Source organism: Microseira sp. BLCC-F43 (genome assembly GCF_041929235.1).
In the GTDB taxonomy this organism is placed as follows: domain Bacteria; phylum Cyanobacteriota; class Cyanobacteriia; order Cyanobacteriales; family Aerosakkonemataceae; genus Microseira.
This window is the reverse complement of the sequence record NZ_JBHFNP010000074.1, coordinates 1-21229: the sequence shown is the minus strand read 5'-3', so window position 1 is coordinate 21229 and position 21229 is coordinate 1. Positions and strand designations below refer to the sequence as shown.

At 45.6% G+C, this 21229-nt stretch carries 19 protein-coding genes and 2 tRNA genes; 12 read left to right on the top strand and 9 right to left on the bottom strand.

Annotated features, from left to right (window positions below):
• Positions 1 to 38: 38 nt before the first annotated feature.
• Positions 39 to 2159 carry an ATP-binding protein gene (locus tag ACE1CM_RS12000; RefSeq protein WP_374877702.1) on the bottom strand — a complete coding sequence of 707 codons (2121 nt, stop codon included), beginning with the start codon at positions 2157 to 2159 and terminating at the stop codon, positions 39 to 41.
• An 86-nt stretch (positions 2160 to 2245) separates the two neighbouring features.
• Positions 2246 to 2857 carry an SET domain-containing protein gene (locus ACE1CM_RS11995; protein ID WP_374877701.1) on the bottom strand — a complete coding sequence of 204 codons (612 nt, stop codon included), beginning with the start codon at positions 2855 to 2857 and terminating at the stop codon, positions 2246 to 2248.
• Between ACE1CM_RS11995 and ACE1CM_RS11990 the strand changes: the two genes are divergently transcribed.
• Positions 2841 to 2972, top strand: coding sequence for a hypothetical protein (locus tag ACE1CM_RS11990; RefSeq protein WP_374877700.1), 132 nt, complete (start codon positions 2841 to 2843; stop codon positions 2970 to 2972). The two genes, ACE1CM_RS11995 and ACE1CM_RS11990, sit on opposite strands and share 17 nt — an antisense overlap.
• Before the next feature lie 81 nt (positions 2973 to 3053).
• Here the strand turns inward: ACE1CM_RS11990 and ACE1CM_RS11985 are convergent, their stop codons facing one another.
• Positions 3054 to 3302, bottom strand: coding sequence for a Ycf34 family protein (locus ACE1CM_RS11985; RefSeq protein ID WP_226575576.1), 249 nt, complete (start codon positions 3300 to 3302; stop codon positions 3054 to 3056).
• Between the two features lie 183 nt (positions 3303 to 3485).
• On the opposite strand from ACE1CM_RS11985, the gene ACE1CM_RS11980 reads away from it, so the two are divergent.
• From ACE1CM_RS11980 to ACE1CM_RS11970, 3 genes are all read left to right on the top strand, one after another.
• Positions 3486 to 4871, top strand: coding sequence for a CCA tRNA nucleotidyltransferase (locus ACE1CM_RS11980; protein WP_374877699.1), 1386 nt, complete (start codon positions 3486 to 3488; stop codon positions 4869 to 4871).
• Between the two features lie 289 nt (positions 4872 to 5160).
• Positions 5161 to 5283: transfer RNA gene (locus ACE1CM_RS11975), tRNA-Ile, on the top strand.
• Positions 5284 to 5360: 77 nt separating this feature from the next.
• Positions 5361 to 5494: transfer RNA gene (locus ACE1CM_RS11970), tRNA-OTHER, on the top strand.
• A gap of 178 nt (positions 5495 to 5672) precedes the next feature.
• Here the strand turns inward: ACE1CM_RS11970 and ACE1CM_RS11965 are convergent.
• Positions 5673 to 5972 (bottom strand): hypothetical protein, encoded by a 300-nt coding sequence (locus ACE1CM_RS11965; protein ID WP_374877698.1) that lies wholly within the window; start codon positions 5970 to 5972, stop codon positions 5673 to 5675.
• A 165-nt stretch (positions 5973 to 6137) separates the two neighbouring features.
• Between ACE1CM_RS11965 and ACE1CM_RS11960 the strand changes: the two genes are divergently transcribed.
• From ACE1CM_RS11960 to ACE1CM_RS11950, 3 genes are all read left to right on the top strand, one after another.
• Positions 6138 to 7739, top strand: coding sequence for a TROVE domain-containing protein (locus tag ACE1CM_RS11960; protein WP_374877697.1), 1602 nt, complete (start codon positions 6138 to 6140; stop codon positions 7737 to 7739).
• A 1017-nt stretch (positions 7740 to 8756) separates the two neighbouring features.
• Positions 8757 to 9359: a precorrin-6Y C5,15-methyltransferase subunit CbiT gene (gene cbiT / locus ACE1CM_RS11955; RefSeq protein WP_374877696.1), complete on the top strand. Its 603-nt coding sequence runs from the start codon at positions 8757 to 8759 to the stop codon at positions 9357 to 9359.
• Positions 9360 to 9650: 291 nt separating this feature from the next.
• Positions 9651 to 10520 carry a phosphatidate cytidylyltransferase gene (locus ACE1CM_RS11950; protein WP_374877695.1) on the top strand — a complete coding sequence of 290 codons (870 nt, stop codon included), beginning with the start codon at positions 9651 to 9653 and terminating at the stop codon, positions 10518 to 10520.
• Positions 10521 to 10756: 236 nt separating this feature from the next.
• Here ACE1CM_RS11950 and ACE1CM_RS11945 read toward each other — a convergent pair whose 3' ends face one another.
• Positions 10757 to 11497, bottom strand: coding sequence for a DUF2993 domain-containing protein (locus ACE1CM_RS11945; RefSeq protein ID WP_374877694.1), 741 nt, complete (start codon positions 11495 to 11497; stop codon positions 10757 to 10759).
• A gap of 521 nt (positions 11498 to 12018) precedes the next feature.
• Between ACE1CM_RS11945 and ACE1CM_RS11940 the strand changes: the two genes are divergently transcribed.
• Positions 12019 to 12765, top strand: a complete 747-nt coding sequence (locus tag ACE1CM_RS11940) for a pseudouridine synthase (protein WP_374877693.1) — start codon at positions 12019 to 12021, stop codon at positions 12763 to 12765.
• Positions 12766 to 12862: 97 nt separating this feature from the next.
• Positions 12863 to 13669 (top strand): helix-turn-helix domain-containing protein, encoded by an 807-nt coding sequence (locus ACE1CM_RS11935; protein ID WP_374877692.1) that lies wholly within the window; start codon positions 12863 to 12865, stop codon positions 13667 to 13669.
• A gap of 50 nt (positions 13670 to 13719) precedes the next feature.
• Here ACE1CM_RS11935 and malQ (ACE1CM_RS11930) read toward each other — a convergent pair whose 3' ends face one another.
• Both malQ (ACE1CM_RS11930) and malQ (ACE1CM_RS11925) read right to left on the bottom strand, forming a co-directional pair.
• Positions 13720 to 15219 carry a 4-alpha-glucanotransferase gene (gene malQ, locus ACE1CM_RS11930; RefSeq protein ID WP_374877691.1) on the bottom strand — a complete coding sequence of 500 codons (1500 nt, stop codon included), beginning with the start codon at positions 15217 to 15219 and terminating at the stop codon, positions 13720 to 13722.
• Between the two features lie 339 nt (positions 15220 to 15558).
• Entirely contained in the window at positions 15559 to 17085 is a 1527-nt protein-coding gene (gene malQ / locus ACE1CM_RS11925; protein ID WP_374877723.1) for a 4-alpha-glucanotransferase, read from the bottom strand.
• A 195-nt stretch (positions 17086 to 17280) separates the two neighbouring features.
• On the opposite strand from malQ (ACE1CM_RS11925), the gene ACE1CM_RS11920 reads away from it, so the two are divergent.
• Together ACE1CM_RS11920 and ACE1CM_RS11915 are read left to right on the top strand one after the other, a co-directional pair.
• The gene (locus tag ACE1CM_RS11920) at positions 17281 to 17712 is read left to right on the top strand and encodes an NUDIX domain-containing protein (RefSeq protein WP_374877690.1); all 432 of its coding nucleotides are present in this window, start codon (positions 17281 to 17283) and stop codon (positions 17710 to 17712) included.
• Between the two features lie 126 nt (positions 17713 to 17838).
• Positions 17839 to 19080, top strand: coding sequence for a Rid family detoxifying hydrolase (locus tag ACE1CM_RS11915; RefSeq protein WP_374877689.1), 1242 nt, complete (start codon positions 17839 to 17841; stop codon positions 19078 to 19080).
• Between the two features lie 125 nt (positions 19081 to 19205).
• On the opposite strand, the gene ACE1CM_RS11910 is transcribed toward ACE1CM_RS11915, so the two are convergent.
• Positions 19206 to 19388: a hypothetical protein gene (locus ACE1CM_RS11910; protein WP_374877688.1), complete on the bottom strand. Its 183-nt coding sequence runs from the start codon at positions 19386 to 19388 to the stop codon at positions 19206 to 19208.
• 480 nt (positions 19389 to 19868) lie between these two features.
• Positions 19869 to 20483 carry a hypothetical protein gene (locus tag ACE1CM_RS11905; RefSeq protein ID WP_374877687.1) on the bottom strand — a complete coding sequence of 205 codons (615 nt, stop codon included), beginning with the start codon at positions 20481 to 20483 and terminating at the stop codon, positions 19869 to 19871.
• Between the two features lie 165 nt (positions 20484 to 20648).
• Between ACE1CM_RS11905 and ACE1CM_RS11900 the strand changes: the two genes are divergently transcribed.
• Positions 20649 to 21038, top strand: a complete 390-nt coding sequence (locus tag ACE1CM_RS11900) for a RidA family protein (RefSeq protein WP_374877686.1) — start codon at positions 20649 to 20651, stop codon at positions 21036 to 21038.
• Positions 21039 to 21229: the final 191 nt, after the last annotated feature.

Genomic DNA, 21229 nt, shown 5'->3' with positions numbered 1-21229 from the left:
GAGAAACCCAGTTTTTTCAAACAACTGGGTTTGTTTGTTTAATTAGCAGTTTGGCTTTGAGAAATCGGGATTTCGATGCAAAATTCGGCGCCTTTTCCGGGTTCTGAAACGCAAGTTAGTTCCCCTTTGTGCTTATCAACAATAATTTGGTAGCTAATTGATAGCCCCAAACCCGTGCCTTTACCGACGGGTTTTGTGGTAAAGAAGGGGTCGAAAAGTTTACTTAGGTTGTTGGGACTAATACCAGCACCGTTATCGCAAATCCGAATTTGTACGTGGGAATTATTTTCTACAACTTCGGTGCGGATGGTGATAGTACCGGAGTATTCTTTTGGATTGGGATGTTGCGATCTATTGTAATGATCTATAGCATCAATCGCATTACTGAGAATATTGATAAACACTTGGTTGAGTTGACCGGGGTAGCACTCCACCAAGGGCAGCTTACCATACTCCTTAATAACTTGAATTTCAGGATGGTCTGCTGTAGCTTTTAATCGGTTTTGCAGAATCAGCAGCGTACTATCAATTCCTTCGTGGATATTAACATCTTTCATTTCCGCTTCATCAAAGCGCGAGAAGTTGCGTAATGATAAAACAATCTCGCGAATTCGGTTAGCACCGATACTCATTGAAGAGAGAATCTTTTGCCAATCTGCAATTAAAAACTCCAGTTCAATTTCCGATCTTAAGTCTTCTATTTCAGCATCTGGATTTGGATACTTTTTCTCGTATAATTCAATCAGCTTGACTAAGTCTTGCATGTACTCGTTAGCATGAGGCAAGTTACCGTAGATAAAATTAATCGGGTTATTAATTTCATGCGCCACGCCAGCGACTAATTGACCTAAGCTGGACATTTTTTCATTTTGAATCAGTTGCGCTTGCGTTTTTTTCAACGCTTTTAATGCTTGCTCCGAACGAGCCATTTCTTTTCGCAATCGCTTCTCGTTAAATGTTACCTGTCCCAGCAGGTTATAAAAAGATATAGTTAGTCGCCCAATTTCATCTTCCCGACTCATTAGTTCTTCACTTTTCGGATTAGCTTCAGCCAGCTGGTTGCATTCATCCATAATTGGCTGAAGACGCCGGTTTAAACGTCGGACAAACAAAGCAACAACTACAGCCAATACAACCGAGGCGCTCAATGCTGCTAATGCAGTCCCAGCCAAGGTGAATTGTAATAATGGCCCCAGAACAACCGACTGGGGAACTGATGCCAATAATATCCAATTGTTGTTAGCAATTCTTCGGTAAGCCCAAAATTCTCGGTTCCCTTTATCATCCTGCCAAGATACGATGCCGCTGGTGTTAGAATTGGCTTTAATATTATTATGAATTTCTTGCCATAGTTGGGAATAGTTACTAATTTTGGGAAACGGTTCCAAATCTAGAGCTAATTTAGGATTGGGAGGATAAGCAATCAAATTGCCTTTAGCACTCACCAGGACAAAATACCCTTGTTCTCTCATCACTGGCTTGGATAATTTTTCACTCAAAAATCCCAACTCTAAATCCTGCCCTAGTACCCCTAGCAACTCTTTTTTATTGTTATAAAAAGGTAAGGAATAACTGGTACTTGTAAATATTCTAGGCGGATCGACTGTTGTTTCTTCATAGCGAACTGGTTCTAACCATATTCCCTTTCTTGCCTTAATTGGCTCTCTAAAATAGCTTTCTTTATAGTTTTCGGGGTCGGTATCTCCGCCTTTAGCAATAACTTTGCCATTTTGATCTCTAATCGCCCAAGGATAAGCATACTTTCGCTCTGGAATAATTAAACGCTTCTCCGGTGGTTGACCAAAACCCAGTCCAGTCCCTAGGGGTAAAGTTTGCAAAGAACGACGAATTAAGTCAACATAAACTTGTTCGCGTCTTTCTCCCGATTCATAAAGAGTTTTGATAGAATCCCTAACCAGTTTTGCCGAGGTTTCAAATGTTTTAAAACTGCCCTCTAAGTTTTCGGCTTTTACATCCAAATTGGCAATTAATTCGGCTTTTGACTGCTTGACAAGGGCTTGGTAAAATAAATAAGATGCGCTGCCCAAGCCTACCAGAGTCCCGCCTAAAACTGAAAGAAATAATCCCGTACCAATCGACTTGACGATAGAAATCTTTCGCGGGGGGTGCGGGGCTGATTCCGGAGCAGTGGTTTGCATAATTTTTCCTTGGCATTAAACGCTGCTAGAGACGGAAATAGCTGCCATTACTGCTTTGGCTTTGAGTAGACTCCAACAAGTTAAAGTTAACTGACGGCCCTAAGTTGAATCGAGCTGTCATAATAATAATTGCGGATGGAATCTATAGGTCTTTTGCCCGCTGCAACGGCATTAACTGTATCTAGAACTTTTGGGGCGATCAAGTATTTTAAGGGCTGAGGGACTTTGTTTAAATACTTCATAGCTTCTGAAGCTTTTCGATCCCACTCTGGATAAAAATGTAAAATATCATCAGGCATGACTTTGGTTCTAGTACTCCCGGATTCGGGTAAGCAATAAAAAGGTTCGTCTAAGTTAAAATATCCATAGTCTTCGGTTAATTGTTCTCCGGGATAAATGTCGCGAATGGCTAGCTCAAATTCATAGTAGGTGCTGATGCAGTTGGGATTAAAGCTATGATTCATATAGCGGGCAATATCCCAACACAAGACATAGCGACCTTTGTTATCTCGATAGCAGTATTTTACTAATTGTTTTCGTCGCAGGGGTTCCAGAGATAGGACGTGAGCTTCTTCAAGTTTTTGATCTAATTCATCTAAAACCCAAATAATTGTACCTTTAGGGATAAATTGAGTGGCAAATACACCATAGCCGATTAATTCATTGACATAAAGGATTTCTGTGTCTGGATGGATCATTGTGTATCGGGAGGAAAAAATTGGTGTTGTTTCCCTGGGCGTTTGGGACGACTTGTCTGCATCTGCCTGGTATAGTTTTCCCGCAGGCGGTGAGAAAGCGATCGCTCAACTATAACCCAGACCTACAAATTTACCAAAAGAAGGGGCGCACAGCCCTTGCGCCCCAACATATCCCCTATTTTCCACAACAGTCGCCTCAAGTAGGGACTAACTCGCCAGGACGCAAGCGCGCCCACTTACCAGTTTCCCGCTTAAAGCTGAGACAGCCAACCACATCCCACTCCATTTCGATAAAATCCTCCTTGGGACGGATGTTAACGTTGATACTGGGTTCGTTTGGCTCAAAATCCGGGTTTTCCGTCAAGTGAGGCACTTGATGTTGGGTTTCCACTGCGTGGTAGGTGATGCAGCGGTCTACATATTCGCAGTTAACGCAAATACACATTGCTCAAGCTCCACAGGCTTTTCTGTTAATCTAGCGTAGGCAAGAGGGCGATTAGTGCGTCGCAAAGGTTGATTTTTGTTGCGCTTTGTCTTGAGGGAAGAAATGAACCACGAAGACGCGATAGCGAAGCGAAACGCGATAGCGTTTTAGGAGGCGAAGGAAGAAGGGAAGGAAGGTTTTGTTGTGTCTGCTGAAGGTTGGCCTTTTGGTTTGGAATGGTTGCCCCCATCTGCTTATATGGTAGGGGGTGCGGTGCGGGATAGGTTGCTACAACGACGGCGGGAGTATTTGGATTTAGATTTTGTCATGCCAGAAAGGGCGGTGAAAACGGCGCGCGCGATCGCGAGTCACTACAAAGCTGGGTTTGTTTTACTCGATCGCGAGCGACAAATTGCCAGGGTTGTGTTTAAGGATGCTACCGCAGATTTTGCCCAGCAAGAGGGGGAGACGCTGGAAACGGATCTGAATCGGCGGGATTTTACGATTAATGCGATCGCTTACAACCCCCATACTCAGGAACTGATCGACCCGCTGCAAGGTTGTGCCGATCTACAGATCGGTATTATCCGCATGGTATCTCCTCAGAACCTGCAAGATGACCCTCTGCGGCTTTTACGGGGATATCGACAAGCTTCCCAACTTGGTTTTGTCATCGAACCTCAAACTCGTGCTGCGATGCGCGAATTTGCGCCTTTACTCGGTCAAATTGCGGCGGAACGAGTAAGGGTAGAATTAGGCTATCTTTTGGGCAGTCCTGAAGGTACTCCCTGGTTACTTGCGGCTTGGGAAGATGGAATCCTCCGCTGGGCGCTGCACGATAATGTCACAGCCCATAATTTGCAGCTAGTGGCAGCAGTTGACCGCGCTAGTCTAATTTTGGCAGAAAGATGGCCTAAATTAGCCGAAGAACTCGCTTCTGGTATTCCGGGGTTAGCGGCGGGAAAGGTGAGTTGGAGTGCGATCGCAAAACTCGCCACTCTACTCATCCCACAAACTTGGTTTAGCTCAGATTTTATCAGTGGGACAGGCAGGATGCCTATCCCACAAGACGGTTCCAACTCTTGTGGGGTGGGCGTCTCGCCCGCCCAGTCTATTAATGGCTCATCCGTAACCATAAACTACACCCGGTCTGGAATTTCCGTAGAAAACGCCTCCGTTGAAGATTTTTTCAGAGCCATGAAATACAGCCTCCCCGAAATTCGCGGCGTGACCACTATCCTCAAATGTTTGCCCCAATTGCAAATATCCCCAATGTCTTTGCGCCAACAGTATTTTTTGTTTCGCGAAGCGGGAGTCGTGTTTCCAGCTTTAGCCGTTGTCGCAGTAGCAACGGGAATCTCGGTCGATAAAATTGCACCTTTAATTAACCGCTATCTTATCCCCGATGACCAAGTTGCCCATCCCACCCTGCTAGTGAGCGGCACAGATTTAATCAAAACCCTTAACCTCCCAGCAGGGCCAAAAGTTGGCTGGCTTTTAACCGAAATTCAGCTAGCCCGCATTGAAGGCAAAATCTCTACCCCCGCCGCAGCCATAAAATTAGCTTCCCAACTACTTGACACTCAGTAATACATGTACTACAGTAATAAATACAAGCAGTTTTTCCCAAAGGAGTTAAACCCTAAAAGTAGCGGATAGCTCAAATGGTAGAGTTGCCACCCGGAGCAGTTATACTTTTTTCCTTGATTCGCTCCTTGCCTGCAAAGGCCAAAGAATTGAGGGTTATCGCAACCAACTTACAATTTACCCCAAAACCTGCTCCAAATTCCTGGAGATGTGGGTTCAAATCCCGCTCCGCTACAACAATTGCAGATTTAAGATTTCAGATTTCAGATGTAATTAAATCTAAAATTCCATGTGGCGAGTAGCTCAGAGGATAGAGCGCCTAAATCCTTGTTCGCAACTTGTCTGAAAAGGCCGATGAATTGAGGTTTATCGCCTGATAAGCGGGAGGTGGCAGGTTCAAATCCTGCCTCGCCACACCAATCAATAATTGCAGATTTAATTAAATCTAAAATCCCAAATCTGCAATCTCAAATCTCAAATTTAAAATTCCATGTGGCAGGTAGCTTAAATGGTAAAGCACAATTTTTTTGCCTGAAAAGGCCGAATGAATCGAGGGTTATCGTCTATTAAACGAACCCCCCCTTGATTCGCCGAGATGCAGGTTCAAATCCTGCTCTGCTACACCAAATCCATTTTAGGTTTTAGATCGGGATGATTGATATCATGTCCAATAGCAACGGTTGTGTAACTGCTAATAGCTAATAGCTAATAGCTAATGGCTGCTCTGGAGGCAATTAGCAATTAGCAATTAGCAATTAGCAATTAGCCATCCATACACTACCGATACCTAAGGACATGAGATGATTAGCGGTTATAGCAGCTAATAAATTCTCTGATTACCCATCCCCACACTCTGTATCGACCATTTTGATAGCTACCTACCTTAGCCCACGAGCGTCCTTGCTCGTCAGAAGCTATATCATCAATACGGACTTCTCTGCCGTTTCTTAAAGTGTTTATGACTCTACCATTGGGTCTGTCGCGAACATTTAGTGGAGTACCAGTCGGGTCTGTAACTTTACAGACAGTCTCAGCTTGAGCGGGGAGTGCTAAAGCGGACACGGCAATTGTAATTGTCGATAGGAAAATCGCTAGTAATTTCATAAAATTTTACCTGTTTTTTAGGTGTTGTTACTGTTACCATAAAAACGCAATAGTAGCTATACCAATAATTATAGCTCCAGCCATTCATGACGAGCAAGTTTTAAGATAAAATTCGCAAATTATTGTCACGTTATTTCATTTTTGCCTGAAAAGGCCGGAGGAGAAATGAACTATAAGTTCTTCACTCAAAAACAGAAAGGAACGCCACAAAGTCAGCCAATTCCTGGACGGGAAGCGGAGATGATTCAGGGACGTTCTGGCGGGTGGATGTTCGATGCTGGCATTTGGAAAATGCTGCGTCGGTGTCTATTAATTGGGACGGCGAAAAGTACTTATTATGCGGGAAAGCAGGAATTAACTGAGGATTTTGTCGCAGTAGTGAGGGAAGCAGTAGCCAAAAACCCCACCCGCGTCGCCGAAGAAATTCTCTACGCCAGCGATGGACGTTCTATTAACAACAGCGCCCCGATTTTGGCTCTGGTATTGCTGTCAATGGGTGAAGCACCAGAAGCGAAAAAGGCATTCCAAGAAATCTTCCCCCAAGTTGTTCGCACCGGCAGTCATTTCTACGAATGGCTGAACTATACGAAATCCCTGCGGGGATTTGGTAAAGTGATTCGCGAAGTGGGTAAGAATTGGCTTTCTCGCGAAGATGTTAAAGGGTTAGCTTATCAACTCCTGAAATATCAACAGCGGCAAGGGTTTTCTCACCGCGATGCTTTGCGGATGTTCCACGTTAAACCAACCACAGAAGACCAGCAATTGCTATTTAATTGGGTCATCAAAGGTTGGGAAGAATTACCAACCCAAATCCCTTCCGAAGCGCTGGCTCAAATTTGGTGGTACGAGTGGCTGAAGCGGAATCCCGACCAAACTCACGAAGCTATTTCTAAGGGTCGGTTAACTCACGAAATGGCTGCACCCGTGGGCAAAATGGATCGGCAAGCATGGCAATTGTTGTTTAATCAAATGCCGATTGGCGCAATGCTGCGAAACCTGGGTTCGCTGACAGAATTGGGCGTGCTGAGAGCCGATGCATGCGATAATTTGAGGCGCGTTGAAGCGGTTCTCAACAACAAGGAACACTTGCGGAAAGGTCGCATCCATCCGATTGATGTTTTGAAAGCCCTCAAGACATATGAATCGGGTGGAAGATTGGGACGCAGCCAGAAAACTTGGAACCCGGTTACCCGAATTGTGGACATTTTAGAAACGGCGGTTGAACTATCTTTTGAAGTGGTAGAACCAACGGGAAAAGCGTTCATGCACGCCGTGGATGTGTCGGGTTCTATGAGTAGCTTAGTTGCCGATATGGGACTGAGTTGCTGTGAAATTGCTACCACAATGGCATTAGTAACGGCGAAGGCTGAGAAAAATTACACAATTCGCGGCTTTGCAACCGATTTCCGCAATTTGGATATCACGGCAAAAGATAGTTTTAGTTCTGCCGTTCGCAAGGCGAGTAACCAAAACTTTGGAGGTACGGATGCGTCTGTTGCTTATGACTGGATGATTAAGCATAAGTTCAAGGCAGATGTTGTTTGTTTTTGGACTGATTCGGAAAGCTGGGCGGGTTATAAACATCCCTCTCAAGCACTTGAAGAATATCGCAAGAAAGTGAATCGAAATGTTAAAGCGGTGTATGTGACGCTTGCACCTTATCGGATTAGTTTGGTAGATCCTAACGATCCGCTTTCTTGGGATTTAGCAGGGTTCGATCCGAATACGCCTCGCGTTATCCAAATGTTAGCAACAGGTGAACTTTAACTTAAATCTTGCAGGGCGATATAAATTCGCCTTGCAGGATTTTAGATAAAATAGATTTATGGCGGGAAGATCCCTTGTTCGATTCCTTGCCTTTACAGGCCGCAGAATTGAGGGTTATCGTTGGTAGTGTCTCCACCATATCGGGGACTTGCGGGTTCAAATCCCGCTCCCGCCGTTTTTAATTATCAACAAGAAGCAAAGCCTCAACACAACTGTTAGCTATACTAAAGTTGCGGCTATTCCTTAGTTCACAACCTTGCCTGAAAAGGCCGACGAATTGAGGTTTATCGTTTTTCTGGTTTACAGAAAAATGCCGCAATGGTCGCAGGCGGGGCGTAGGTGAAAACCTGCGTCACCGCCAAAAAAATTTTAGAGCGATTACAAACAGAATCCAGGTTTCTTAAAGATTCTCAATCATAGCCATTTTCAGTTTAATTAACTCAAGTTGCTAGTTATAAGCTTTGGCGGCAAATCAACCCGGTTTCTCTGAAAAATCGTGGGGTTGACAGGGAGAAATTAACTCGGGAACCGGGTTGATGACGCTCGGTAATTGGTAATTGGATTCATTGGTGGTGGAATCGGGACAATTACCAATTACCCATTCCCCATTACCAGCGTCCTTGGATGTAACTAGCAACTTACGTTAATTATCTGCTTTTACCTGACAAGGTGACAACTTTTGCTCGGCCTTGCAGATCTTTGGCCTCGCTGATAATACCGCTGTTTATGGGGACTCAATGCCATCAGCTTTTCAGTTTCAGTGGCAAATAATGTGAGAGATTCAAGCCAAGCTTATCAATGTAATCCGGAAAAACTATATAAACGCGATCGCGATTGTGCTGCTACCCCAAGCGAGATTTGTTTATAGCAACGAAAAAATGCAACAAGCAACCGATAAACTTGAGTTATGATGCTGCACGCAATCTGCGACTCCCAATCGGCTGCCAGCTGAAATTTGAAGGAAGTTGCTTAAGCGCTGTTGGAATCAGCCCGGTATCCTCGCCAATAGGGAATTCTATGCCTTCTCAACTATGGCCTTACATTACCCCAGGCATCCCCGACGACATGTTCGAGCGCTTGCCCGGTATACCCTTGAGTAAGCGAGAAGTCCGTCTGCTGTTAATCTCCCAGTTGCGGCTTGAACCAGACTCGGTTTTGTGGGACATTGGTGCAGGCACGGGTACAATCCCGGTGGAAGTCGGGTTACTTTGTCCCCAAGGTCGGATTATTGCCGTAGAACGGGATGAAGAAGTGGCAAGCTTGATCCGCCGCAACTGCGAGCAGTTTCAGGTGGGCAATGTAGAAGTGATGGAAGCCAGTGCGCCTGAGTGTCTCAAAGACCTCAGCCCACCCCCCAGCCGCGTCTGCATCGAGGGAGGACGCCCCATCAAAGACATTCTCAAAGAAGTTTGGCGCTACTTGTTACCCGCTGGTCGAATTGTCGTAACTGCTTCCAGTCTTGAGAGTCTTTACGCCATTTCAGAAAGCTTTGCCGCGTTGCAAGTCCGCAACATCGAAGTGGTACAATCTGCTGTCAATCGTTTAGAAGTGCGGGGCAACAATCAAACCTTTGCCGCCCTCGACCCCATTTTTATTCTGAGCGGCGAAAAGCTAGACTAAATTTTAGATTTTAGCTTTTAGATTTTAGATTTTAGATTGAAAGAAAATAAAATCCCCCATCCGAACCCCCCTGCCCCCCTTGTCAAGGGGGGTGTCCAAAACTCAAAATCCCCCATCGGATCCCCCCTGCCCCCCTTGTCAAGGTGGGTGTCCAAAACTCAAAATCCCCCATCGGATCCCCCCTGCCCCCCTTGTCAAGGTGGGTGTCCAAAACTCAAAATCCCCCATCGGATCCCCCCTGCCCCCCCTTGACAAGGGGGGTGTCCACAACCCAATATCCAAAATCCTCACATGCCTTGGTCTCGTATCTACAGTGCAATTGTTGCTATCATCCTCGCGTTGGGAATGATTGTGTTTGGTGGTTGGTACTTCACCATTTGTTTAGGCGTTATTGTCTATCTAGGTCTGCAAGAATATTTTCAGCTAGCGCGAGCCAAGGGAATTGAGCCAGCAGCAAAAACAACGGTGGTGATGAGCCTAGCCATGCTTGCAGTTTCTACGATGTCTTGCGACTTAGCCGATGCTTTATTTCCCCTAGCAGGAACGGCGATTTGTTTTTATCTGCTATTTCAGCCCAAACTTTCGACGATCGCAGATATTTCTACCTCAATTATGGGACTGTTTTATGGGGGGTATTTGCCCAGTTACTGGGTGCGACTGCGAGGTCTTGGCAGTGCTGAGTCTAGCAACTTACCCCTTGGCGGTTACTGGCCCGAAACTTGGACAAGTTTTAAAGCATTGCCACTAGGTTTAGCCACGATTGCGATCGCTTTTTCTTGTATCATTGCCGCCGACATCGGGGCTTATATTTTCGGTAAATCTTTTGGCAAAACTCGCCTGAGTGATATCAGCCCCAAAAAGACTGTAGAAGGCTCTGTTTTCGGCGTCGCTGCCAGTGTAACAGTCGCCGTCGCTGGTGCATGGTATCTAGACTGGCCGGGTTGGCCTTTTACCGGCGTGGCTTTGGGTTTACTAATAGGTATCGCCAGCTTATTGGGAGATTTAACCGAATCGATGATGAAGCGAGATGCGGGGGTTAAAGACTCCGGTCAGCTAATTCCCGGTCACGGCGGTATCTTAGACCGCACCGACAGTTACGTTTTTACCGCTCCCCTGGCTTATTATTTTGTGGCTCTACTTTTACCGTTGCTGCCAAAGTAATTCTTGGTAATTGGTAATTGGTAATTGGTAATTGGTAATTGGTAATGGTCAGGAGTCCACAATCCTTTTAATTCAATTACCTATTACCTAACTCAAGTTGCTAGTTATAAACTTTGGTGTTGCCAGCTTGCTAATTGCTAATTGCTAATATAGGATTTTTACCAATGTCGCCATTAGCCATTAGCCATTAGCCGCTGTGAGAGAGATAACTAGCAACTTGAGTTACCTATTACCGCTTAAGGATTAACTAAAATGCCCCCGCGACAAATTAGCTCGCCTGGATTTAAAGTTAATTCCTGGATCTCCACTTCTGAGCCTAAATCTAACTCAAAGCTATCTAAATCTATCGGGGGTAGCGATAGCAATTCAATATGGATGGAATTGAGTTGCAGTTTATGCCCGTTTTCTATTCTTACCTTAGCTCGGATAGAAACGGGTGTTTCCTGACCGCTAAAGTCAAAGCAAACGCCATTAATTATTAGCTGACAAGGTGCGAGATTAATTTGTTGCCAACTGATTTGCTGACCTTTTAATAAATTTGCTCGATTCCCTTGCCCCCCTGCCCCCTGAACCAGGGTGACTAAAAATTCAGTTAAGCCATTCGCCAACAAGGGAGATGTGAGAGAATTATTCAGGTCAGATTCCTGCAATAGCAACTCGCCAGTCACTGGTATGGGTTCGTTAAGGCGCAAAGGTTGTCCTTTGAGAATTTGCCTCACGTTAACTTGGATGTCTTTTGCTATCAGGGAAATTTGACGCAGATATAACCCTTGATAGATGGCCTCGCGAGCCGAAACTGCTACTTTGGGAATCAGACCCGCAAAAACAAGCCGCGAGCTTGTATCAATCTGAACTTGCAGGTCTTCGACTCCTTCGAGTTGCGAACGCAGCCACAGCGCCACGGCGGTCGATAGCGCCTTACCCATTACGCGACTTTGCTTGGGCGGTGAAGGTTGAGATACTTGAGATTTATGCACGGGATTGTTGGTTTTTAGGGAGCTTGACTAAATAGCCAAATACTTTACTAAAGTTACTCTTAGTTATTTCTTTCTATCATATTGACTTTGTTGTAATTTTATGCTATATTTAGGATTTTGCCGAAAACCAAGGCTTAAAATCTTCTGGTTTGTAAACGAGTCGCTGCGCTGCAAAACTAGCCAGCCTATAAAAAGGTCGTACGTTTTACCACGATTCGTTAAATTGGCTGAAAATAATGGTTGAACAATGGCTCTTAGCTTCAAAAACAATTGTTAGATCGGCTAGAAAAAATAGAGAACCCTTGTAAGTGCGGCAAGCGCGGAATTTACGCTGGCGGACACTGTTGGATCCGACTCCCTTGGCTGAAACAGGAAGCTTTCCGTCGAGTTAAGCTTGCATACTTGATTTGAGTAAGTTTTGTCTGGCACGATACCGTCATCCATCAGGTAAGATTCGTACATAGTTTAGCTGTATTTTTACCCGGTTTGATTTTGAAGCTTTGCGCTCAAGCAGTCCAGCCATGACAGAACGACTGCAAAAGATTCTCTCCCAGTGGGGGATTGCCTCCCGTCGCCAAGCCGAAGAAATGATTTTGGCTGGGCGCGTGAAGGTGAATGGCAGCGTGGTGGATTTGGGACAAAAAGCCGATGCGAGTCGCGATCGCATCGAAGTCGATGGCAAATCGATCCACCCCGCCCATCGTCCCCCACTGATTTATCTGCTGCTGCACAAACCCGCTGGAGTCGTTTCCACCTGTAGCGATCCCCAAGGTCGTCCCACCGTCCTAGACCTTTTGCCCCCCAAACTGCGGCAAGGTCACGGCATTCACCCTGTAGGACGCCTAGATGCTGACTCTACAGGCGCGTTGCTGCTAACCAACGATGGCGACCTCACCTTTCGCCTCTCCCATCCCAAACATAGCGTTGCCAAAACTTATCATGTTTGGGTGCAAGGCCAGCCCTCGGAAGATATATTAGAAACCTGGCGCTCTGGCGTTGTCCTCGATGGCAAAAAAACCCTACCCGCCCAAGTCGTTTTGCTAAAAACCCAGCCAAAAAGCAACAAAACCCTTTTAGAAATCGTCCTTAAAGAAGGTAGAAACCGCCAAATTCGACGAGTTGCCGAGCAATTGGGCTACCCCGTCCTACAACTGCACCGCGTCGCGATTGGCCCCATTCAACTACAACCCCCTGGCGATCGCTCCCTCCCTCCCGGTCAATATCGTCCCCTGAAAGAATTTGAGTTAAATTTCTTGCGCTCCCAGTAGTAAAGAGTTGATCGACGTATTGTGAGATAGCAGATAATTTGGTTAAATCTCCCTACACTCATGTAGATGTGCCAGCACAGGTCAAGGAACACAGTCTATGAAGCAGGAGCAACAAGAGCACATACTTTCCTATCTTGAGCAACAGCGAGCCGAGAAACTAGCAGAGATGGGGGGTTACCTGCGCCATCTGCGCGAGGAACAGGCGCTGACTTTGGAAGAAGTTGCCGCTAAGACCAAGGTTCAGGCGCGTTTGCTACATGCCATTGAAGAAGGCAGGTTGGAACCCCTACCCGAACCTGTATACATTAAAGGTTTTATTCAGCGATATGCTGATGCCCTGGGTTTGAACGGGGCGGAATTCGCCAGCGTCTTCCCTACGGCAGTAGGTGTTCAGAACAAGCGTTCCTGGCGCAATTGGTATACCCCTCAATTAAAGCCAGTTCACCTTTACTTGTTTTATATATTTTTGGTTATCGGTGCGGTAACTGGTTTGTCTAGCTTGATCGAGCGTTCCCCAGCACCAGTGAGCAATGTGGCAGGGGGAAGATGGTCCGCCAAATCTGCCCCACCCCGGACATCGCCCAAGGCAGATAAATCCAAGTCTGAAGGTGTTGAAGTTGCCAGCACCGCCCCAACTGCCCCCGTCGCTAAACCGGGGGAGGCAGTGCGAGTGGACATCGAGGTTAAGGAAGAGTCTTGGGTGCGGGTTAAAGTGGATGGTAAAACCAAGTATCAGGGGCTGCTCAAAAAAGGCGAGAAGCGCACTTGGACAGCTAAGCAGGAACTGGTTGTCCGATCTGGCAATGCTGGGGGAGTGATTTTGGCTTTTAATCAGGAGGAAGCCAAGCCAATGGGAGACTTGGGTCAGCCAAAAACATTGACCTTCAAGACAATTGGTCGTTAAAAGCGCTAATGGCTAATGGCTAATTGCTAGTTACCAGTCTGACAGAAGGCTCAATAGTGAATCGGGGCGCGACCATAGGTAGTGGTCATGGTTTTGAGGCGATCGCGCAATTCTGCGGTTAACCGATCGCCTCGGTAACGCCAAACCCAATTCCCTTGTGTTTGACTGGGATTATTCATCCTCGCTTCGCTTCTCAATCCCAGCAGATCTTGCAGCGGTATAATTGCTTGATCCGCTACCGAACTGAGTGCCAAACGGATCAGTTCCCAGTGAATTTCGTCGCTACTCGTACGACCTAAATATGCCAGGATGCTATATTTTTCTCGCTCGGATGATTTCTCGAACCAACCGACGGTTGTGTCGTTGTCGTGAGTGCCGGTATAAACTAAGCAGTGACGCGGATAGTTCAATGGCAAATAAGGATGATCCGGATCGCCGTTAAACGCGAATTGCAATACTTTCATGCCGGGGAAGTGAAAGCGATCCCGCAATTCCAACACTTCTTTGGTAATTGTGCCTAAATCTTCGACAATAATCGGTAGTTCGCCCAGTTTTTCTTGCACCTGCTGCAACAAAGCTTCTCCCGGCGCTTCTACCCACTTGCCATTAATAGCAGATGTTTCCTCTGGTTTTATTACCCAGTAAGCTTGAAATGCTCGGAAGTGGTCGATCCTGATTACATCCACATAATCTAATACCGTCTCGAAGCGCTGCACCCACCAGCGAAAGTTTTGCTGTTGCAATTTTTCCCAGTTATAAACTGGATTGCCCCACAATTGACCCGATGAACTAAAATAATCGGGCGGCGTCCCGGCAACTAGGGTGGGTTGGTTGGTTGCTTCATCTAAACAAAATATCTCCCGATTTGCCCACACATCGGCGCTATTGTGGGACACATAAATCGGAATATCGCCGATAATTTTAATCCCCTTGTCGTTGGCATAATTCTTTAAATTCGACCACTGACGGTCAAACTCAAATTGCAAGTATTTGTGAAAGAATATTTTTGGTGCCAGTCGCCGCCGCCATGAGTCTATAGCTTGGCGATCGCGTTTGGCAATTTCTGGTTTCCATTCATACCAAGCGTTGCCAAAAGTATCGCGAAACGCCATAAATAACGCATAATCATCTAACCAGTGGCGCGCGCGATCGCCAAACTCCCGAAATTCCTTTTGTTTTTCTGGGTCAGCATTCACTTTAAAATGCTCGCCAGCTTTTTCTAACAAAGGCATCTTAGTTTGCTTGACTTTTTCAAATTCTACCTTTTCTGAGTTAAATTCTGGTAAATTCCAAAAGTCGCTATCAAATAACAATCCCTCATCCCGCAACTTTTCCGGGCTAATTAGCAGCGGGTTTCCCGCCATTGCCCCGTCAGATACATAAGGGTTTTCATCGCCGGTTGATAATGGTAAAATCTGCCAATATTGCTGATTGCTTTCTGCTAAAAAATCAATAAATCGATACGCTTCATAACCTAGATCGCCAATACCGAATCGACTGGGAAAACAGGTGGGATGAAGCAAAACACCGCTCGATCTGGGAAAAAACATAATGGAATTTTGTTTGATTTTAGGTAATTGGTAATTGGTAATTGGTAATTGGTAATTGGTAATTAAATTAACAGGCAGTAGGGGCTGGTTTAACTAGGAGGGGCGGGTTTAACCAAATATTTCTTGATGCCAATCAATGGTTGGTAAAACCCGCCATTACTGGTGGTGACACAGATTGATTGGTCAAACCCGCCCCTACTCTTAACAATTCCCCATTACCTATTACCCATTACCCATTACCCATTACCACTACCGATCGATGTAACTAGCAACTTACGTTATTTTAGATTTTAGATTAAAAGCGGCGCGTCGCTAAAATCTAAAATCCGCAATCTGAAATTATTTGGGTGCGCGGTTGTATATTTCGGTCATGCGGCGGAGGCGGTAGGTTATTTCTGAAGTTAAAGCATTGGGAAGATAGCGCCACCCCCAGTTACCTTCGCCGACGCCGGGACGGTTCATGCGCGCTTCGCTACCCAATCCCAAGATATCTTGCAGCGGCATCAGCGCTTGATTTGCCACCGAACTGAGTGCGAGACGCACTAAATCCCAGTGAATTCCTGCCTCACCAATTCGACCTAAATACCGCAACAGGTAATCTTTTTCATGGTCTGACAATTGCTCGAACCAACCCACGGTTGTATTGTTGTCGTGGGTGCCAGTGTAAACGAGGCAGTTGTTGGGATAATTGAAAGGTAAATAGCTATTTCCTGGATCTGAACCAAAGGCAAAGTGTAAAATTTTCATGCCCGGAAATTCAAATTGATCTCGCAGCGCCTCTACTTCTGGAGTAATGACGCCCAAATCTTCGGCGAGGATGGGTAATTTACCTAATTGTTGCCTTAGTTGTTGAAAAAGTTCATCTCCGGGTGCTTTCATCCACGTGCCATTCATAGCAGTTTGTTCGCCTTGGGGAACCGCCCAATATGCTTCAAATCCTCGGAAGTGGTCGATGCGAATTACATCGACATAATCTAGCAACGCCTCGAAGCGATGTATCCACCATTTAAACTCTGTCTTTTGCAGATGCTCCCAGTTATAAACTGGGTTTCCCCATAATTGTCCCGTTTCGCTGAAATAGTCGGGGGGGACGCCTGCCATGAGTGCGGGGACGCCTGTTTGTTCGTCTAAGCAGAAGATTTCCGGATTCGCCCAGACATCGGCGCTATCGTGGGAAACGTAGATGGGAATATCGCCGATAATTTGGATGCGCTTCGAGTTGGCATATTGTTTCAGTTCTGTCCACTCGCGGAAAAACTCGAATTGCAGAAATTTTTGGTAAGAAATTTCATAGGCGAGTCGGCGTTCCCATTTTGCGATTGCTTCTGGTTTGCGCTTGGAAATGGCAGGTTTCCAATTGTGCCAGCTGTCGCCTTCAAAAGCATCTTTGAGCGACATGAATAAGGCATAATCATTTAACCAGTAAGCTTTGCGAGCGCAAAACTCCTGAAATTCCCATTGCAGATTTTTGGATGCATTGGTTGGAAACCTTTCCCAAGCTTTCTCTAGCAAGGGCATCTTGGTTTGAATTACCAGATCGTAATCTACTGTTTCATCTGGAAATGCTGGTAAGGTGGCAAAATCCTCATCGATGAGCAATCCATCGTTATACAGTCGTTGCGGACTAATCAATAGCGGGTTTCCCGCTACGGCAGAATAGCACATGTAGGGAGAATTTCCGTATCCCGTCGGCCCTAAAGGCAAAACCTGCCAGAATTGCTGGGAACTTTCTGCTAAAAAATCTACAAACCGATAAGCTTCTGCCCCTAAGTCCCCAATCCCGTACTGACCGGGAAAAGAGGTAGGGTGTAACAAAATGCCACTAGACCTGGGAAACGGCATAATTATCCTGCGATCGCTTGCCACCTTTCTGACATTATCATGGTTGGCTCTGCTTTGAAACCTTTCTCTAGCGGTACGTCTGGCATGGTATAGGTGACGCCGATCGGGGGGTGGATGTTCTGCATCCCCGATCGGGTCTAGATAAGTTTGGTAGACTACAAAAGCGAATAGCCAGGTCAATCCCAAATCTGAAATCTAAAATCTTAAATCTCAAATCAAATGGCTTACCGAAATCCTACCCCCACAGTTGATATCATTATCGAGTTAATTGACCGACCCGAGCGACCGATTGTGTTAATTGAGCGCAAAAATCCACCTTTCGGATGGGCAATTCCGGGTGGTTTTGTCGATTATGGCGAGTCGGTGGAGGTGGCGGCGCGCCGGGAAGCTGAGGAAGAAACGGGGTTGAAGGTGGAATTAATCGAACAGTTTTATGTATATTCTGACCCGAATCGCGATCCGCGTCAGCATACTTTGAGTGTGGTTTTTATTGCTACGGCGACGGGTGAACCTCAAGCGGCGGATGATGCGAAGAATTTAGGTGTTTTTGAGTCTTGGAGAGTGCCGGGAAATCTTTGTTTTGACCACGATAAGATTCTGCGGGATTATTGGATTTATCGGCATTATAAGTTGCGTCCTGGTTTGGGTTAGTTTTATTGAACCACAGAGACGCAGAGGACGCAGAGAAGAAGAGGAAGAGAGAGTAAGTCTGCTGATTCGGCGTTAGAAGTAGCGCTTGGGTGGGTAGACTAACTCACAGAGATTGTGAGGGTAATTATGGATGCTGATAAACTTCTGGAAAGATACGCAGCAGGCGAACGTAACTTTAAAGCTTTAAACCTCAGTGGGATAAACCTGAAAGGGGCAAACCTGACTGGGATATTACTAAAAAGTGCCGATTTGACGGGGGTTGAATTAGATGAGGCTAACCTGACTAATGCGACAATCAGCGGAGCTAATTTTAGTAGAGCATCCCTGGTTGGTGCAAATTTGAGTGGTGTTCATGCTGGTTCAGTCAATTTTAGTTTGGCAGAACTCAGCGGTGCTAACTTGAGTAGTGCCACCTTGAGTAGCGCTAATTTGAGTAATGCTAATCTGGACAATGCAAACCTCAGTGATGCCAAACTAGAATCTGTCAAACTAACTAAAGCTTCTTTGATCGAAGCCAACCTCGTTAGAGCCAATTTGTACTATGCCAATCTTGCTGAAGCCGACTTGACAGGAGCCGATTTGAGTCGAGCCAACCTAGATGCGATTACAATTAAAGATGCTAATCTTCAAGGTGCTAAGCTTCGGGGTGTAAAGCTGCCTAGATATGATTTGTCAGGCATGAATTTTGCTGAAGTGGATTTGGGAGCAGCAGCTCTTACAGAGGTAAACTTTAGAAACGCTTGCTTGCCAGGCATAAATCTAGAAAGAGCGGGTTGGCAAAAGGCTAATTTGATCAATGTAAATCTGATAAATGCCAACCTGAAGAAAGCTGATTTGACTGACTCTAACCTTTATGGATCCAGCCTTCAAAACGCTGACTTCAGCGGTGCGATAATGCCGGATAAAGAAGTATACAAATCAAAAGCTTTTGAGGCAGAACCCCTAATCGAATCAGCATCGCTAGAAAACCCAATACCAACAACTCGCAAAGTCATTCGCACAGAGGAAGTACCCTCACAATTAGGACGATACAATCAAGCTATTGTTGCTAGCGGTAAAATGATATTTGTGGCGGGTCAAATTGCTATTGACCCTAGAGTTGGTACGATTGTCTATACTGACGATGTGGCAAAGCAAACGGAACAGGTAATGGCACATATCAAATCGATTCTTGCCGCTGCTGGTGCTAGTTTAGAAAATGTAGTCAAAACTACCGTATATCTTGCGGATATGAACGACCTCGCGGCGATGAATGCGGTTTATTCTAAATATTTTGATGACGCGACTGCGCCCGCCCGTGTCTGCGTTCAAGTTTCCCGTCTGCCTAAAGATGTATTGGTCGAAATTGACTGCATCGCTGCGATTTGATTTTCCCCAGAAACCGGGTTTCTTAAAGAAACGTTAAATACAGGGTAGGGACTAGGCTAAAGTAAGTTTTCTCCCATTCCCCAAAGTTTTTCCCCCGCCGTGTCCCGGCAATGTTTCCAGAAAAATCACCGGCGGGTAGGGACTAAGGCTAAAGTAAGTTTTCTCCCATTCCCCAAAGTTTTTCCCCTGCCTTGTCCCGGCAATGTTTCCAGAAAAATCACCGGCGGGTAGGGACTAAGGCTAAAGTAAGTTTTCTCCCATTCCCCAAAGTTTTTCCCCTGCCGTGTCCCTACAATTTTGTGTCGCACTAAATTGAAACCCAGTGTAAGCGTCTAAAATATTATCTGTAAAAATTATTTCACTATCCTATGCTCTATGACCAAGTCCCAAAAAGCAAGATTTACCATGATAAGTAGGGGAGAGCTAATTGGGTGCGATCGCAATCACTCTTGAGGCATAAAATTATCACATTTTACCAAATCTTTAATCACCCAGGCAGTTATTAAAGATTGCGTAAAATGTATCTGTAACCAGAGAGGAGTGTATCTTTATGGTTAAATCAAAAGAAGTCAAGTTGAAGCAGAATCCGTTTACGGCTTATCGAGATCCAATTACAGGTAAGTGGATAGTTGTGTTACCTACACAACAGCAAACTTCTGTGGTGGTTTGATAGCAGTCTGTGTGCAAAAGTACGTATGCAGATTGAGCAAGTAGCTAATCGCTAATTGCTCGTCTTTTCCTGGATAATTAGCTATTAGCCACTAAGCTTTGGCAAGTTTTGACCGCTGTTAACTATTTGCTTCTGGTTCAACCGCAGTTATACCAGTTAATTGCACTAGCTGATCTTTTAAAGTTGTCCCAGTGTCTCTTTTGAGCAATAGAGTCAATGTATTTGCAACTGGTTGATTTGGCGATGAGTCGGTAAATCCAATATCTATTTGCGCTAGCTTATCTGGTCGAGTGAGTGCAGCACCCAAAACTCCAAATAAGAGAAAGTTTCTGACGCGCCGACTTGTGGGGGTTCTTGACTCTTTTTTGTAAGATAGCGCGGTAATATCCTTGATAGAAATGTTGTATTCTCTTGTGGTTTTCTGCCCTTGTAAAATTTCTAGTTCTTCGCCTTCTTCCATGTAGATGGTTATCTTTTGCTCGGTTAGAAGTACTTTACAATCGCCTTCTTTGGTAGTTTCACCTGTCTTTAAGCTACATTCGCCTAGATCTCCAGAGCGTTCTTCAAGCGGTACTGGGATTTGGTATCCTTGGCAGCGGGAATTTAAGGGAAATTTAGAGCATAGCGTGTAAATATCGACTTCGTCCCCCGCCGCTGCAGGAACGGATAAACCGAGTACAAGACTTGTGGTAGCGATCGCTACCACTTTCCGTAACATAATTTTACCGTTCATGACTAGCTCTCCTGTACCTATCAGCGTCAATTAAACATATGTCTGATACAGTCGAGCTGATGCATTGTCTGAAAAAACTGGGTTTTCAGCAATTTTTAGGGTCAAAATATGGTAAATATACTCATAATCAGACAATCCTAGTCTCTATTCCCTGTCTTATTAGTAATGACTCGCAAAATTATTCGCACTGACGCCGCACCTGCACCTGTAGGGCCTTATAATCAAGCGATCGCTGCCTCTGGTCAAATGATTTTCGTCGCCGGACAAATTCCCCTCGACCCCAAGACGGGCGAAATTATCGGCACTGGAGATATCACCCAGCAAACTGAACAAGTTATGGCTAACATCGAAGCCATTTTGACAGCTGCCGATGCTAGTTGGTCGAATGTCGTCAAAACCAGTGTTTTCCTGGCAGATATGAACGATTTTGGCGCTATGAATGCGGTTTACGCCCGCTATTTCGATGAAGCTACTGCCCCCGCCCGCGCTTGCGTCCAAGTCTCCCGTCTGCCAAAGGATGTCCGAGTCGAAATCGAATGCATCGCCGTTGTTTAGGGACTAGGAAGTGAACTACCACACACTGACCTACAGTACAGTGTGGGCTGCCCAATTCATCGGGAATTGCCTAAAGAAGCGGAGTTCTCTTGGTCTGACATTCCCTCCAAGGGCAGGAGTCCTGGTTCCCAAGACCCATACTTTTTCTTGACAACTGTACCTTTTAACTTGGTTTTTGCTTATGGCAGGGA